This is a genomic window from Jidongwangia harbinensis, from assembly GCF_020216025.1.
Lineage (GTDB): Bacteria > Actinomycetota > Actinomycetes > Mycobacteriales > Micromonosporaceae > Actinoplanes > Actinoplanes harbinensis.
Genome location: NZ_JAIWNC010000009.1, coordinates 34,011 through 49,420, shown reverse-complemented (window position 1 = coordinate 49,420; position 15,410 = coordinate 34,011). Strand labels below are relative to the sequence as shown.

The 15,410-nt window shown below is 76.0% G+C and carries 12 protein-coding genes; 8 read left to right on the top strand and 4 right to left on the bottom strand.

Features of this window, described 5'->3' with window-relative positions; all coding sequences use genetic code 11:
• The first annotated feature begins 27 nt into the window (after positions 1 to 27).
• Genes LDL48_RS13875 through LDL48_RS13860 form a run of 4 tightly spaced genes read left to right on the top strand, consistent with a single transcriptional unit; the run spans position 28 to position 6,637 of the window.
• Positions 28 to 1,590, top strand: coding sequence for a GNAT family N-acetyltransferase (locus tag LDL48_RS13875; protein WP_225255504.1), 1,563 nt, complete (start codon positions 28 to 30; stop codon positions 1,588 to 1,590).
• Positions 1,591 to 1,620: 30 nt separating this feature from the next.
• On the top strand, positions 1,621 to 3,096 hold the full coding sequence (locus LDL48_RS13870; protein WP_225255503.1) for a hypothetical protein: 1,476 nt from the start codon (positions 1,621 to 1,623) through the stop codon (positions 3,094 to 3,096).
• A gap of 53 nt (positions 3,097 to 3,149) precedes the next feature.
• Positions 3,150 to 3,959 carry an FAD binding domain-containing protein gene (locus LDL48_RS13865; protein WP_225255502.1) on the top strand — a complete coding sequence of 270 codons (810 nt, stop codon included), beginning with the start codon at positions 3,150 to 3,152 and terminating at the stop codon, positions 3,957 to 3,959.
• Positions 3,956 to 6,637: a molybdopterin-dependent oxidoreductase gene (locus tag LDL48_RS13860; RefSeq protein ID WP_225255501.1), complete on the top strand. Its 2,682-nt coding sequence runs from the start codon at positions 3,956 to 3,958 to the stop codon at positions 6,635 to 6,637. Before LDL48_RS13865 ends, LDL48_RS13860 begins: the two co-directional genes overlap by 4 nt.
• Position 6,638: 1 nt before the next feature.
• Here the strand turns inward: LDL48_RS13860 and LDL48_RS13855 are convergent, their stop codons facing one another.
• From LDL48_RS13855 to LDL48_RS13845, 3 genes are read right to left on the bottom strand one after another with little or no spacing between them, the layout of a single operon-like run.
• On the bottom strand, positions 6,639 to 8,243 hold the full coding sequence (locus tag LDL48_RS13855; protein WP_225255500.1) for an alpha/beta hydrolase family protein: 1,605 nt from the start codon (positions 8,241 to 8,243) through the stop codon (positions 6,639 to 6,641).
• Positions 8,244 to 8,278: 35 nt separating this feature from the next.
• Positions 8,279 to 9,709: an extracellular solute-binding protein gene (locus LDL48_RS13850; protein ID WP_225255499.1), complete on the bottom strand. Its 1,431-nt coding sequence runs from the start codon at positions 9,707 to 9,709 to the stop codon at positions 8,279 to 8,281.
• On the bottom strand, positions 9,706 to 10,224 hold the full coding sequence (locus LDL48_RS13845) for a sigma-70 family RNA polymerase sigma factor (protein WP_225255498.1): 519 nt from the start codon (positions 10,222 to 10,224) through the stop codon (positions 9,706 to 9,708). Before LDL48_RS13845 ends, LDL48_RS13850 begins: the two co-directional genes overlap by 4 nt.
• A 197-nt stretch (positions 10,225 to 10,421) precedes the next feature.
• Here LDL48_RS13845 and LDL48_RS13840 point away from each other — a divergent pair, with 197 nt between their 5' ends.
• Positions 10,422 to 11,684 carry an APC family permease gene (locus tag LDL48_RS13840; RefSeq protein ID WP_308016459.1) on the top strand — a complete coding sequence of 421 codons (1,263 nt, stop codon included), beginning with the start codon at positions 10,422 to 10,424 and terminating at the stop codon, positions 11,682 to 11,684.
• A 38-nt stretch (positions 11,685 to 11,722) separates the two neighbouring features.
• Positions 11,723 to 12,886, top strand: coding sequence for a cysteine--1-D-myo-inosityl 2-amino-2-deoxy-alpha-D-glucopyranoside ligase (locus LDL48_RS13835; RefSeq protein WP_225255497.1), 1,164 nt, complete (start codon positions 11,723 to 11,725; stop codon positions 12,884 to 12,886).
• Positions 12,887 to 12,890: 4 nt separating this feature from the next.
• On the opposite strand, the gene LDL48_RS13830 is transcribed toward LDL48_RS13835, so the two are convergent.
• The gene (locus tag LDL48_RS13830; RefSeq protein ID WP_225255496.1) at positions 12,891 to 13,469 is read right to left on the bottom strand and encodes a helix-turn-helix domain-containing protein; all 579 of its coding nucleotides are present in this window, start codon (positions 13,467 to 13,469) and stop codon (positions 12,891 to 12,893) included.
• Positions 13,470 to 13,516: 47 nt separating this feature from the next.
• On the opposite strand from LDL48_RS13830, the gene LDL48_RS13825 reads away from it, so the two are divergent.
• Positions 13,517 to 14,308, top strand: a complete 792-nt coding sequence (locus LDL48_RS13825) for a class I SAM-dependent methyltransferase (RefSeq protein WP_225255495.1) — start codon at positions 13,517 to 13,519, stop codon at positions 14,306 to 14,308.
• Positions 14,309 to 14,415: 107 nt separating this feature from the next.
• The gene (locus LDL48_RS13820) at positions 14,416 to 15,366 is read left to right on the top strand and encodes a lamin tail domain-containing protein (protein ID WP_225255494.1); all 951 of its coding nucleotides are present in this window, start codon (positions 14,416 to 14,418) and stop codon (positions 15,364 to 15,366) included.
• The last annotated feature ends 44 nt before the right edge of the window (positions 15,367 to 15,410 follow it).

Here is a 15,410-nt window from a genome sequence, read left to right as displayed (position 1 = left end):
AACGGCCGGTGCGGCCAGGCTGTCGGCGTGCAGCAACATCCGGTGGACGACGCCCGGGCGCTGATCGCGCAACGCTTCCCGGAGGCGGTGTGGGCGGTGGTCACCGGCAGCGTGCTGACCGACCGGCGTACCCCCGGCTCCGACCTGGACATCGTGGTGCAGTTGCCGGACGGCGACCCGGCCGCCCCGCACCGCGCCTCCCTGCACTTCCGCGGGTGGCCGGTGGAACTGTTCGTGCACGACCGCGACACCCTCGCCCACTATCTGGCCCGGGAGTTGCCGGGCCGCCGCCCGACGCTGCACCGGATGGTCGCCACCGGCGTCCCGGTGGCCGGCGACCCCGGCGAGATCACGGCGCGGTGCGCGGCGGTGCTGGCCGCCGGCCCCGGCCCGCTGCCGGACGCGGCGACCCGCGCGGAGCGGTACGCCCTGACCGACACGCTCGACGACCTGGTGCACGCCACCGACCCCGGTGAGCGCACCGCGATCGCCGGCGCCGCCTGGGTCACCGCCGGCGAGGCGGCGCTGCGGCTCGGCGGGCACTGGGTGGGCCGCTCCAAGTGGCTGCTGCGCGAACTCCATGACCTGGACCCCGCCCTGGCCGCGGAGTGGCTGGCCGCCGCCGGGGACCCGGACCGGATCGCCGCGCTCCTGCGCCGCCTGCTGGACCAGGCCGGCGGTGCGCTGTTCGCCGGGTACCGCGTTCCCGGCGAACGCCCCGCCGACGCCGCGGTGCGGGTGACCGCCGTGCGCGACGGCGACCGCCTGGGCTGGCTGGCCTCCGCCGGTGACGGTCGGCCGCTCGGCTCCGCGTTCCTGCGCCCGCCCGGTGAGCCCGGCGGCACCGGCGGGCTGGAGCTGGCCGTGCACCCGGCCGAACGGCGCCGCGGCATCGGCACCCGGCTGCTGGACGCGGTGGACACGGCGGCCCGCGAACGGCGGATGCGTGCCGTGGTGACCGACGCGGTGGACCTCGGCACGCCCGGCGACGCGTTCCTGGCCGCCCGCGGGCTGCGGCGGGTGCTCACGCTCACCTACGTGCGGCTGCCGCTGCGCGGCCTGGACACCGGCGCGCTGTCCGCGGTCGCCGACGCGCCGCACCCCGGCTACCGGTTGACCAGCTGGACCGGCACCGTGCCCGGCGACCTGGCCGCGACGTTCGCCGCGTCCCGCCGGGCGATGGACGACATGCCGATGGACGACGCCGAGCCGGACCGGCGACCGTGGGACACCGACCGGGTCCGGGCGGTCGCCGCGGCCGTGGCCGCGCGGGGTGACGTGCTGCTGACCGTGGCGGCGCTCACCGAGCCGGGCGGCGTGGTCGCCGGCTTCACCGAACTCGTGGTGCCCGGCGCCGGCACCGGCGACGGCCTGCATTACGGCACCGGGGTGCTGCCGGAACATCGCGGGCAGGGCCTGGCCCGCTGGATGAAGGCCGCGTCGATCCGGCTCGCCCGGGCGCGCTTCCCGGACCTGTCCGGGCTGGTCGCGGACACCGCGGACAGCAACGCCGCGATGCGCCGGATCAACCGGGCCCTCGGGTACGCGCCGACCCACCGGTCCGTGCTGTACCAGCTGGATCTGCCCTGATCGACGGCGCGTGACCGGCAGGATGGTGCCATGCGCCGGTTCGTACCCGTGATCCACCTGGTGCCCGCCGCCGCCGTGCTGAGCTTCGCCGTGCTGGCCGGCGGCGCGCCCGACCCGCGGTGCACCCCGGCGACGCCGTGCCCGCCCGGTCCCGCGGACTGGCTGCTGCTCGGCACGCTGCTCGCGCCGGCGCTGATGGTGTACGCGCACCGGCCCGCGGCGGCCTGGGCGGCGACCGGCGGCGCTGCGGTCTGGCTGTTGCCGACCACGTTCTTCCACACCACGCTGGGCTGGCGACTGGTGGTGCCGTGGGCGTACGCCGCCCTGGTGACGGCGGTGGCCCGGCGCGCCGGCCCCCGGCCCCGCACCGGCGCACCGTGCCGGATGCCGCCCCGCCCGCGGTCGCTGCCCGCGGTCGCCACCCCGTCCCTGCTGTCCGGGACCGCCCTGCTGCTGGCCGCGGTCTCGGCCGGACTGGCGGTGCCGTGGCGCACCGACCGCACCGCGCCGTGGCTCACCGTTGTGGTGGCCGCCGCCGGGCTGGGCGCGGCGCTGCTGGCCCGCGGCGCGCACCGCCGGCGCGGGCTGCGGGCCCTGTTCACCGGCCCCCAGCCGGTGCGCGACGTCCGGGTCGTCGACCAGCTCGGCTACCTGCACGTGCTGGTGCCGTCCCCGGACGGCCGCACCGCGGTCGAGTTCGGCGTCGACACCGCGGACGGGTACTCGTCCCGGGCCGACGAGGACGACGAACCGGAGACGCTGCCCGCGGTCCTCTACGGGGAACCGCGCACCGGCGGCTGGTGCGCGGTCGAGGTGGCCGGGCGCCTGCACGTCCCGGTGGAGCCGGTCGGCGCGACCGTGCGGGTGCCCTACGACCCGGACCACGGCCTGCCCCGCGAGGTGTCCGACGACGAGGACCAGCTGGTCGACCCGGACGCGCTGACCGACGCCGACCGCGCCGCGCCGCCGGCCCAGGAACGCGAGCACCGGGTCGCGCCCGGCCGGGCCTGGTGCTCCACCGTCGGGATCGGGCTGGGTGCCGCGCTGGCCGCCGCGGAGATGCTGCACCGCGGCGGCGTGACCGGCTGGGCCGCGGCGGCCACGGTCGCGGTGGTGGCGGCCGCCGGCCACGAGTTCGGCTGGCGGACGCAGCTCCGCCCCCGGCTGCGCTGGCACACCGGCGGGGTGGCGGCGGTCGGGTTCCGGGACCGGATCCGCGAACCCTGGACCGTGGACAGCGCCGCCGTCCACGACGACGCGGGCACCGTCATCCTCACCGCCGGGGACTCGGTCCTGACCGTACCGGCGCCCCGCCCCTGGCCGTCCTGGTCGGACCAGCGCGACGCCGACCAGCTGGTGGCGGCGTTACGCCTGGCCCGTACGCGGGCGTTCGCCGGCGGCGAGCTGCCACCCCCGCCGGCGATCGACCCGCGGCGCCGGCCGCTGCTGCTGTACGCCGCCTGGGCCGGCACGGTGGCGGCGGCCCTCGCGCTGTTCGGCCGCTGATCCGGCGGCCGGAAATGACCCAGGCGGTAACAGAGCACGCGTAACGTCGGGACGTGGACCTGAATACCGTTGTCGAGGTGGTCAGTCCGGCCCGCCCCGGCCAGTGGCGCCCCGGGGACGCCTGGCTGGGCGGCGGCACCGCCCTCTTCGCCGAACCGCAGCCGCACGTCACCCGGCTGCTGGACCTGGCCGCCGCGGGCTGGCCGGCGCTCACCGTGCGGGAGGACGGGCTGGAGATCGCCGCCACCTGCACCGTCGCCGAGCTGTACCAGTTCGCCGGCGCGCCGCGGTTCGAGGCGTTCCACGGGATCGCCCGCGGCTGCTGCTCGGCGTTCCTGGCCTCGTTCAAGATCTGGAACGTGGCCACGGTGGGCGGCAACCTGTGCGCGGCGCTGCCGGCCGGGCCGATGATCGCGCTGACCGCGGCGCTGGACGGCACCTGCCTGCTGCTCGGGCCGGACGGTGCGCGGCGGACCGTCGCGGTGGCGGACTTCGTGACCGGGGCGGGCACCACGGTCCGGTCCGACGGCGAGCTGCTGCGGTCGGTGCATCTGCCGGCCGCGGCGCTGACCGGCCGGTCCACGTACCGGCAGGGGTCGTTGCACGCGCACGGCCGCTCGGCCGCGCTGGTGATCGGCCGGCGCGACCCCGGCGGCGGTCTGGTCCTGACCGTGACCGGGGCGACGCTCCGGCCGCACCGGCTGGTCTTCCCGGTGCTGCCGGACGCCGAGACGGTGCAGGTGGCGCTGGCCGAGCGGATCCCGGACCAGGGGTACGTCGACGACGTGCACGGCCTGCCCGCGTGGCGGCGGCACCTGACCCGGCGCTTCGCCGAGGAGATCCGCGCGGAGCTGGCCGGATGAGCGCCGACGCGGGCGTCACGGTCAACGGCGAGATGCGGCCGGAGCCGCCGCGGGCCGGCCAGTGCCTGCGCACCTACCTGCGCGAGACCGGCTGCTTCGGGGTGAAGAAGGGGTGCGACACCGGCGACTGCGGCGCGTGCACCGTGCACGTGGACGGTCAGCCCGTGCACTCCTGTGTGTACCCGGCGTTCCGGGCCCGGGGCCGCCACGTGACCACTGTGGAGGGACTGGCACCGCCCGGCGCGCTGCATCCGGTGCAGCAGCGGTTCCTGGACGCGCAGGGCTTCCAGTGCGGCTTCTGCACGGCCGGGATGATCATGACGGCGGCGGCGTTCGACGAGCGTCAGCTCGGCGATCTCCCCCGGGCCCTTAAGGGGAATCTGTGCCGCTGCACCGGGTACCGGGCGATCGCGGACGCGCTGGCCGGTCGCCACGCCGTGGACCAGCCGGCGCCGGGGACGTCGATCGGGACGAGCCCGGGTGCGCCCGCCGGCCCGCAGGTGGTGACCGGCGCGGCGCGGTACACGTTCGACCTGGACGTGCCGGGGCTGCTGCATCTGAAAGTGCTGCGCTCGCCGCACGCGCACGCCCGGATCGTCGCGGTCGACGCGTCCGAGGCGCTCGCGGTGCCGGGCGTCCGCGCGGTGCTGACCCATGCCGACGCCCCGGCGAAGCTGTTCTCCACGGCCCGGCACGAGCATCCCGACGAGGATCCGGCGGACACCCGGGTGCTCGACGACGTGGTGCGTCACGTCGGGCAGCGGGTCGCCGCGGTGGTGGCGGACAGCGAGGGCGCGGCCGAGGAGGGGTGCCGGCGGCTGCGGGTGACGTACCAGGTGCGGCCCGCGGTGCTGAACCCGGAGGCGGCGCTGGCACCGGACGCGCCGCTGGTGCACGGCGACAAGGACGGCTTCTCGAACGCGGCCGGCGAACTGCACGACGAGCTGGGCGACGTGGCGGCCGGGCTGGCCGGCGCCGACGTGGTGTACGAGGCCACCTTCCGCACGCCGCGGGCCCAGCACGCCAGCCTGGAGACGCACGGCGCGGTGGCCTGGCTGGACGACGACGGCCGGCTGGTGGTGCGCTCCAGCACGCAGACGCCGTTCCTCACCCGGCGGGCGCTCGCCGACCTGTTCGACCTGGACGCCGACCGGGTGCGGGTGCTCACCGGCCGGGTCGGCGGCGGGTTCGGCGGCAAGCAGGAGATGCTGGTCGAGGACCTGGTGGCGCTCGCCGTGCTGCGGACCGGGCGCCCGGTGAAGTGGGAGTACACCCGCGCCGAGCAGTTCACCTCGGCCACCTGCCGGCATCCGTTCACGGTGACCATGACGGCCGGGGCGCGGCGGGACGGCACGCTCACCGCGATGCGGCTGCGGGTGGTGAGCGACACCGGTGCGTACGGCAACCACGGGCCGGCCGTGATGTACCACTCCTGCCACGAGTCCCTCGCCGTGTACCGGTGCGCCAACAAGCGGGTGGACGCGTACGCGGTCTACACGCACACGGTGCCGTCCGGGGCGTTCCGCGGCTACGGCCTCGGCCAGGTGTCGTTCGCGGTCGAGTCCGTCCTCGACGAACTGGCCCGGCGGCTCGGCCTCGACCCGGTCGCGATGCGCGAACGCAACGTGGTCCGGCCCGGCGACCCGCTGACCGCGCCCGGCACGCACGCCGACGACCTCACCATCGCCAGTTACGGCCTGGACCAGTGCCTGGACGTGATGCGGGCGGCCGCCGCCGAACCGGCCGGGACGGCACCGCCCGGCTGGCTCACCGGTCAGGGCATGGCGATCGCGATGATCGCCGCGGGCCCGCCCGGCGGTCACCACGCCGACGCGGCGGTGACGCTGCTCCCCGACGGGCGGTACGAGGTGGCGGTGGGCTCCGCGGAGTTCGGCAACGGCAGCACCACGGTGCACGCGCAGATCGCCGCGGACGCGCTGGGCACCACCTGTGACCGGATCACCGTGCGGCAGTCCGACACCGACCTGGTCGGACACGACACCGGCGCGTTCGCGTCCACCGGCGTGGTCGTCGCCGGCCGGGCGGTGCTGCACGCGGCCCGGGCCCTGCGGTCGGAGATCCTGGCCCGGGCCGGCGGACCCGCCGCGGTACTCGGCCCCGAGCACGTGGAGTGCGGGGGCGTCCGGGTGTGCCTCACCGACCTGGCCGCCCGGTCCCCGGCCCCGGTCCGCGGCGAGGGACACTGGTCCGGCAGCCCGCGCTCGGTGGCGTTCAACGCGCAGTTCTTCCGGGTGGCGGTGGACCCGGACACCGGCGCGATCCGGATCCTGCGCAGCGTGCACAGCGCGGACGCGGGCACCGTGCTGCACCCCGCGCAGTGCCGCGGCCAGATCGAGGGCGGCGTGGCCCAGGCGCTGGGCGCCACGCTGGCCGAACACGTCGACGTGGACGCGTCCGGCGCGGTGACCACGACCGGGTTCCGGCAGTACCACCTGCCGACGTTCGCCGACGTGCCGGACACCGAGGTGCACTTCGCGGACACCGACGACGCGATCGGGCCGCTGGGCGCCAAGTCGATGAGCGAGAGCCCGTTCAACCCGGTCGCGCCCGCCATGGCGAACGCGCTGCGGGACGCGACCGGGGTACGGCTGACCGAGCTGCCGTTCACCGCGGACCGGGTGTGGTCGTCGTTGCGGCGCGAGGACCCGCGGCCCTGACTCAGCCCACCGGCGCCGGCACGGTCGACGGCTCCGAGATCGGCGGGCTGGCCGCGATCGCGTCCCGCAGCGTGGCGTACCGCGCCCCGCCCACCGGCCCGCCGGTCACCGCGCGGACCGCGAACCCGACCATCCGCTCCCGCATGTACGCCACGTTCGCCGGCCCGTGCTCGTTCTCCGAATGGGGTCCCCGGACCAGGGCCAGCTCCGCCCGGCCGCCGGCCCGCTGGTAGGCGCTGAACGACGCCAGCGGTCCCTGGTACTCGTCCCAGACGCCGCGGCCGATGAACGTGGCCGGCCAGTCGGCGATGCCGGCCAGCGGTTCCGAGGTGGGCAGGTAGACGAGGTGGTTCACCTCGGCGTGCGCCGCCACGTAGACCAGGTTGCCGGGGTCCTCGAAGGGCAGGCCCCAGAGCGTGGAGAGCATCATCGCGCCGCGGATGTTGCGGTGGCCCCAGGGCGCGTGGCAGGGGCGGCCGGGAGTGTCCACGGCGCACCAGCGGTGCAGGTTCGCGTCCATCGCCCACTGGGTGGCGTACGCGCCCTGGCTCGCACCGCCGAGCAGGATCGGCATGGTCCGGGCCAGGTCACCGTCGCCGAGGAGCTGGCGCACCGCGTCCCGGCCGGTCCGGGTGGTGCCGTCCGGGCCGAGCGCCCGCACGCCGTCGCCGTCGGCCAGCGCGTCCACCATCCGCAGCATGTCCAGGCCCTGCTGCAGCGTGTTGTCGGCGCTCAGCCCGCCGGAGACGCCGTGCCCGCGCTTGTCGACGGTGAGCACGTCGAACCCGGCGCGGTGCAGGCCGAGCAGGTACTCACGCCACTGCCGGGCGCCCCACTTCTCGGTACCCCGGGACGGGTACGGCACACCCACGAAGGTGCCGTCGTCGTCGCGGGTGTACAGCGGGTCCGCCGGGTCCTGCACGGCGGTGGTCTCGATGGTGCGCCCGCCCAGCAGGACGGCGAGCGCGCGGGCCGGGCGGCCGGCCCGGTCGCGGACCCCGTCGCCGCGCAGGTACCAGCCGCGCAACCGGACCGGCGTGTCGGTGCCGCGGTTGTGCACCTCGTACGGTTCGGCCGGGACGGTGAACTCGACCGTGTGCGCCCGCCGTTCCGCGGCGGCGATGCCCTCCCGGTACGGCGCGCGGCCGAAGTAGGCCGGCCGGCGGATACCGGTCAGGTCGAGCCGGGCGGCGAACGGGTCCACCGCGCCGGTGGGGTCGACCGTGCCGGTGTTGCGGAACTGACCGGGCTGATAGCCGGCCACCTCGGACAGTGGACCGCACGGCGGCGCGGCGCGGCACTCGTCCAGGGCGCGCTGTGCCGCGGCGAACGAGAACTCCCGCACCCGGTAGTCGCCCCGGTAGCCGTCGGGCGCGGGTTCGATCCAGGTGAACGGGACGCAGACCCGGCCGAGCCGGGCGTCCGGCACGGCGTACCCGGTCTCCGGCGCGTTGCGGGAGTAGCCGATCCGCGCGGTGCAGTCGGCCGGTGGCGCGGCGGCGCGCTCCTCCGCGGGTGTGCCGTGCGGCGGGGCCGCGTGGGCCGGCCCGGACAGGGTGAGGCCGAGCAGGACGGCGGCGGCGACCGCGATCGGGGCGCGCGGCATCGACAAGGGAACCTCCGGTGATCGGTGCGGGATGGTCAGGCGGCCGCGGCCATGGCGGCCACGAACTGCTCCGGGGTGATCTCGAGCTGGATGAGTTCGCGCGTCCGCTCCAGCAGGACCGCGGCGACCGGGTACGACAACGCCTGGTCCCAGGCCAGCGTGAAGGCCGGCGCGGCGGTGGCGAGCCGGTGGGTGAACCGGGCGAACGTGGCGTGCGGTTGCCCGGCCAGCCGGGATTCGAGGTCGCGGACCGCCGGGACCTCACCGGCCGCGAGCAGGCCGTCGATGAACTGGTCGGAGGTCAGGGTGTCGACCACGAAGTCCACCGCGTCGTCGCGGTGCGGGCTGTCCGCGTCGACGGAGAAGTAGTTGGCCGGCACACCCACCACGTCGGCCGGGTTCCCGGCGCCGCCGGCCACCGCCGGGAACGGCACGTAGCCGAGGTCGATGGTGGCGAAGGCGGGATCGTCGGCGAGTTGGATGCCGTACTCCCAGCTGCCCATCAGCTGCATGGCGGCCCGCCCGTCGTGCAGCATCCGGGAGGTGCTGCCGGAGTCGTACTCGAGGGCGTTCGCGTCCGGGCCGAAGGCACCCCGCCGGACCAGCTGCTGGGTCAGCCCGGCCGCCTCGCGTACCGCGGGATGCTGCCAGGCGCCGGGACGGCCGGCCCGGATGTCGGCGAAGACGCCGGGTCCGCCGAGGCGGTCGGTGAGGTACATCAGGTACATCAGCGCGGGCCACCGGGCGCCGCCGGCCAGCGCGATCGGCGTGACGTCGCGGGCCTTGAAGGCGTCCACCGCGGTGAGCAGTTCGGCGAACGTCCGGGGCGGGTTCAGGCCGGCGTCGGCGAACAGTCCCTTGTGGTAGAAGAGCATGATCGGCTGGACGCCGGTCATCGGCAGGCCGTACAGCCGTCCGCCGACCTTCGCCCCGTCCAGCACGTCGGGCAGGAAGAGGTCGGACCGGCCGGCCGCCGCGCCGGTCAGGTCGGCGACCCGCCCGCCGTCCACCGCCCTGGCGAACTCGGTGCCGCCCCAGTTCTCGAACACGTCCGGGGCCGGGTCGGGCAGCGCCGGCCCGGACATCACCATCTGGTACGCGTCACTGCCGAACGTGGACAGTTCCACCTGGGTGTCGGACCCGTTGTTGAACCGGTCGATGCACTTGATCAGGCCGCCGTTGTGCCGGGCGGTGCTCAGCGCCCACACCCGGAGGATCTCGTCGCCGGCGCTCTGCTGCGCCGGCGGGTCCGGCCGGGGCGCGAGGTACGGGCCGGCCGCGGTGAGCGCGGTGGCGACCGCGACCACGACGAGCGTGGCGGCGGTGGCCAGCCGGGTGCGGCGCCGCCGCCGGATGAGCCGCTGCCGGGCCGCACCGACCGCGTCCGCGGGTGCCTCGGGCAGCGCGTGCCCGGCCTGCGCCAGGGTGACGGCGAGCCGCCGGGCGATGATGTCGTCGTCGGTCATAGCGCCAGCCTCACGAGCCAGCCGGGATCGGATTCGGAGTCCGCGAGCGCGGTCAGCGACTCCCGGAGAGCGCGCAGCGCACGGGTGTACCGGCTGGACACCGTGCCGCGTGGTTCGCCGGACATGGCGGCGATCTCGTCGAACGTGTACCGGTACAGCACGTGCAGCACCACCACGGTCCGTTCCGGCTTGCGCAGCGCGTGCAGCGCCTCCCACAGCACCGGGTCGGTGACCCGGCCGCGGGCCGGGTCGTCGCCGTTGCGGTCGGCCACGTCGGACGGGATCTCCCGCCGCCAGCGCCGCCACCGGCTCACGTTGCGGGTGACGATGACCCGCCGGGCGTACGCCTCCGGGTCGACCTGCACCGCCTCCCAGCGGCGCCAGACCTCGACCACGGCGACCTGGGCCAGGTCGTCGGCCTCGGCCGCGCTGCCGCAGATGAGGTACGCGAACCGGCGCAGCGAGTCCAACCGGGTGCGCGCGAACTCGTCGGCACCGTCCGCCTCGGCCCTCATCACCCCACCCCCCTCGGCAGGCAGACGCCGGACGCCATCGATTCTGCTGCATGTCCTACTGTCGCCTACCCGACAGTCCACCGCTGCAGCGAAACGGCGCGGTCCCGCGTCTACCCGTTGACGCGCCGGTCGGGTGCGGTGCGGGGAGAACGGGGGCGCCATCCGGCCGGTGCAATGCCCCCGTTAGCCTCGGCGAGGTGCCGACGGAGCCCCGTACCCCCGCCCTGGACCGACGGCTGACCACGACGGACGCCGTGGTCGTCGGCCTCAGCGCGATGATCGGCGCCGGCGTCTTCGCGGCGTTCGCGCCGGCCGCCGCCGCGGCCGCGGGCTGGCTGCCGGTCGCGTTGGCGCTGGCCGGCATGGTGGCCTATTGCAACGCGGTCTCCTCGGCCCGGCTGGCCGCCCGCTATCCGGCCTCCGGCGGCACCTACGTGTACGGCCGGCGGCGCCTCGGCGACCTGTGGGGCTTCCTGGCCGGCTGGGGTTTCGTGGTCGGCAAGACCGCCTCCTGCGCCGCCATGGCGCTGACGTTCGGGGCGTACCTGGCGCCCGGGTACGAGCGGGCGGTCGCGGTCGCCGCCGTGGCGGTGCTGACCGGGCTGAACCTGGCCGGGGTGCAGCGGTCCGCCGTGGTGGCCCGGTACCTGGTCGGCTTCGTGCTGCTGGTCCTGCTCGCGGTGGTGGTGACCGGCGTCCGCGGCGGCGCCGGCCTGCCCGGTCTGGGCACCGGCGGCCCGGTCTCGGTGTGGGACGTCCTGCAGGGCGCCGGCCTGCTGTTCTTCGCGTTCGCCGGGTACGCGCGCATCGCCACGCTCGGCGAGGAGGTCCGCGACCCGGCCCGCACCATCCCGCGGGCCGTGCCGATCGCGCTCGGCATCACCCTGCTGCTGTACGCCGCGGTCGCGTTCGCGCTGCTGGCGGTGCTCGGCCCGGACCGGCTGGCGGAGGCGACCGCACCGCTGGCCGAGGCGGTCACCGCGGCGGGCGCCGGATGGCTGGCGCCGGTGGTGCGCGCCGGTGCCGCGGTGGCGGCGCTCGGCTCGCTGCTCGCGCTGATCCTGGGCGTGTCGCGCACGGTGTTCGCGATGGCCCGCGACCGGCATCTGCCCGGGGCGCTGGACGCGGTCGGCGCCCGGCGGGTGCCGCACCGGGCCGAGGCCGCGGTGGGTGTGGCGGTGGCGGCCCTGGTGCTGGTCGCCGACCTGCGCGGGGCGATCGGTTTCTCGTCGTTCGGCGTCCTGGTGTATTACGCGATCGCCAACGCGTCGGCGTGCACGCTGCGCCGCGACGAGGGCGCGCCGTGGCGGCCGGTGCCGGTCGCCGGGCTGGCCGGGTGCCTGCTGCTGGCCGCGACGCTGCCGCTGGAGTCGGTGCTGGCCGGGCTGGCGGTGTTCGCCGCCGGGTTCGGGGTGTGGCTGGTCCGGCACCGGCGCGCGGTGCCCCCGGAGCCGGCCTGACCGGCGCGCCGCGGCCCCGCCCGGGGCATCATGGTGGGATGGGTGCACACGCGCCGGACGGCGCCGGCCGGGACATCGTCGGGTCGCGGCGGCCGGTCCGCGCCGCCGAACTGCGGTTGGCCGGCCGGCCGTTGCCGACGGTCGGCCGGGCCCGGATCTACACCTGTGGGATCACCCCGTACGACGTGACCCACCTGGGGCACGCCGCCACGTTCGTCTGGGCCGACACGCTCGCCGCGGTGCTGCGGGCCGCCGGGGTGGACGTGGTGGGCTGCCGCAACGTGACCGACATCGACGACGTGCTGACCGCGGCGGCCGGTGCCCGTGGGCGGGAGCTGGGCGCGTTCGCGCTGTACCAGGAGTACCTGTTCGACAAGGATATGACCGCGCTGCAGGTGTCCCGGCCGGCGCATGAGCCGCGGGCCCGGCACCACGTGACCGGGGTGCAGCAGCTGGCCGCGGCGTTGCTGGCGGCGGACCGCGGGTACCTGCGTGACGGCCACGTCTACTTCCGCGGTGCCGGGGTGCCGGCCGCCGCCGGGCTGACCGCGGACGAGGCGCTCGCCCGGGCCACCGAGTACGGCGACGACCCGGGCGACCCGCGGCGCGAGGATCCGTTCGACGTGCCGGTGTGGCGGCCGTCCACCGGCGACGAGCCGGCCTGGCCGAGTCCGTGGGGGCCGGGCCGCCCCGGCTGGCACGCCGAGTGCGCCGCGATGGCACTGGCCGTGCTCGGTCCCGCGGTCGACGTCCTGGCCGGCGGTGCGGACCTGCGCTTTCCGCATCACGCCTACCAGGTGGCGATGGTGCAGGCGGTGACGTCGGTGTCCCCGTTCGCCCGCGCCACGCTGCACGTCGGCACGGTCCGGCGGGACGGCGCGAAGATGGCGAAGAGCACCGGGAACCTGACGCTGGTGGCCGACCTGCTGCGCGACCACTCCCCCGCCGCGGTGCGCCTGCTGCTGCTGGACCGGCCCTGGGCCGACGACTGGGACTACCAGCCGGCCGCGCTGGACGCGGCCGCCGGCCGGCTGGCCCGGCTCTACGGCGCTGCCGGGCGCCCGGGCGGTGGCGGCACCGGCCCGGAGGCGGTGCTGGCGGCGCTGCTGGCCGACCTGGACGTGCCGCGGGCGGTCGAGGTGGCAATGGAGCAGGGCGGCGACGCGGCGCGGCTGCTGCTGCGCCTGCTGGCCCTCACCTGACGGATCACCCGGCCGGCGGTCCGGGCGGTCCCAGGTGGGTGCGTTCCCCGTCGTGGTCCAGGATGCACAGCACCTCCGCCGGCCCGTCGTGCGCGCCGAACGCGTGCGGCACCATCGTCGAGAACTCCGCCGCCTCGCCGGTCTGCACCAGGATGGTCCGCTCGCCGAGCCGCAGCACGATCGCGCCGGACAGCACGGTGAACCAGTCCCGGCCCGGGTGCACCCGCAGGTCGGCGGGGACCGGCCGGGTGATCCGCATCTTGGCGACGGTCACGCCGCTCGGGGAGTGCTCGCGGGACAGCAGCCACGTGGTGGTGCCGCGGGCCTCGTCGCGGTGCGGCCGGATCACCACGTCGTCGTCGCCGCCGGACTCGACCAGCTGATCCAGCGTGGTGCCCAGCGCCCGGGCGATCGGGGTCAACTGGTCCAGCGCGATCCGCCGGTGCCCGGTCTCGATCCGGCTCAGCGTGGAGGGGCTGAGGTAGCTGCGCGCCGCCAGGTCGTCCAGCGACCAGCCGCGGGCCACCCGCAGTCCCCGGATGCGCTGCCGGACGAGCGCCTCCACTTCACCGTCTTGCTTCATACGCAAGATGCTATGCCTTAGACGCAAGACACGGGTACGGTCGGGCCATGTCGCATTCTCACCTCGCCGAAATGCTCGACCTCGACGCCGAGGTCCTCCAGGAATACCACCGTGACGTGCTCTCCTGGGTCGGCTCGCTGACCCCGGCCCGGCCGCGCATCGTCGACCTGGGCGCGGGCACCGGGACCGGCACCCTGGCACTGATCCGGCAGCTGCCGGACGCCGAGGTGGTGGCCGTGGACGTGTCCGAGCAGATGCTGGAGCACCTTCGGCACCGGGCCGGCGACGCCGGCGTCGCCGACCGGATCCGGACCGTCCAGGCCGACCTGGACCAGCCCTGGCCCGACCTCGGCCCGGCGGACCTGATCTGGGCGTCCGCGTCGCTGCACCACATGGTCGACCCCGGCGACGCGCTCGCACAGGCCCGCGCCACGCTCCGCCCCGGCGGGCTGGTCGTGGTCACCGAGCTGGACTCGTTCCCCCGGTTCCTGCCCGACCCGGCCGGCGCCGCCCTGGAGGAACGCTGCCACGCCGTCATGGCCGAGCTGCGCGCCGAGGCCGGGCTGCACATGCACGAGGACTGGAGCGCCCGCCTGACCGCGGCCGGCCTCACCGTCGAGGCGGAACAGCGCTTCGACATCGCCCTGCAACCGCCGCTGCCGCCCGCCGCCGGCCGCTACGCGCACGTCACCCTGCACCGGATGCGGGAACGCCTGGACGACCGGCTCGGCGCCGGCGATCTCGCCGCCCTCGACGCCGTGACGGCCGGCATCGCCGACCGCGACGATCTCACCGTCCGGGCCACCCGCACGGTGTGGCTGGCCCGCCGGCCGGGCTGACCGGGCGTCCGGGAAGGCGTTGCGGTGTTTTTTGGGAGAAGGGCTCAGGTAAGGCCACCGGTGCACCGGCCGATAGGTCAGGGGCCACCACCGGTTAAGGAGCCTTCATGCTGCGACGTGTCGTTGCCGTGCTGTCCGCCGCGGCCGCCGTCCTCACGGTCGCGGCCGCCCCGGCCGCGGCGGCGACCGCCTGCCGTCCCGGCGCCGGCAGCCCGGCCTGCCTGGTCTGGACCGGCAAGGTCTCGTGGGTCCCGGACGGCGACACCCCGCTGATCGACGTGTACGGCGACGGCACCAGCACCCCGAAGTCGATCCGGCTGATCGGCGTCCAGGCCATGGAACAGACCGTGTACCACCCGACGCCGTCGAAGCGGCGCGGCGAGTGTCACGCGCTCGCCGCGACCGCCCGGGTGGAGCAGCTCGTCAAGGCCGGCGGCGGGGTGGTGCGGATGACCGCGCAGCACGCCTCCAGCACCAGCCGGGGCCGGCCGCTCCGGTCCGTCGCCGTGAAGATCAACGGCGTGTGGCGGGACATCGGCCTGGACCTGATCCGCAACGGGTACGCGCTGTGGCTGCCGGTACCGGCGGAGTGGGCGTGGAACCCGGCGTACCGGCTCGCCGCCCAGCAGGCCGCCCGCGAGGGCCGGCGCCTGTACGACACGGACGCCTGCGGCTCGGGGCCGTACCAGTCGGTGCGACTCGGCATGCAGGTCAACTACGACCCGCCCGGCGACGAGCACCAGAACGTGAACGGCGAGTGGATGCGGGTGTCCAACCCGGCCGCGGCACCGGTCGCGATCGGCGGCTGGTGGGTCCGCGACTCCGGGCTGCGCCGGTACACGTTCCCGGCCGGCACCGTCGTCCCGGCGCGCGGCTCGGTGTACGTCCACGTGGGCAAGGGCACCGCCACCGCCACCCACAAGTACTGGGGCAGCTCGGTGCCGCTGTTCGCCAACCCGACGTTCGACACCCGGGCGATCGGCGACGGCGGCTTCCTCTTCGACCCCCGCGGCGACCTGCGCGCCTGGATGCACTACCCGTGCGTGGTGGGCTGCTGATCCGCCACCGCACCCGGCGGAGGGGCGCGGCCGGATCGGCGCCT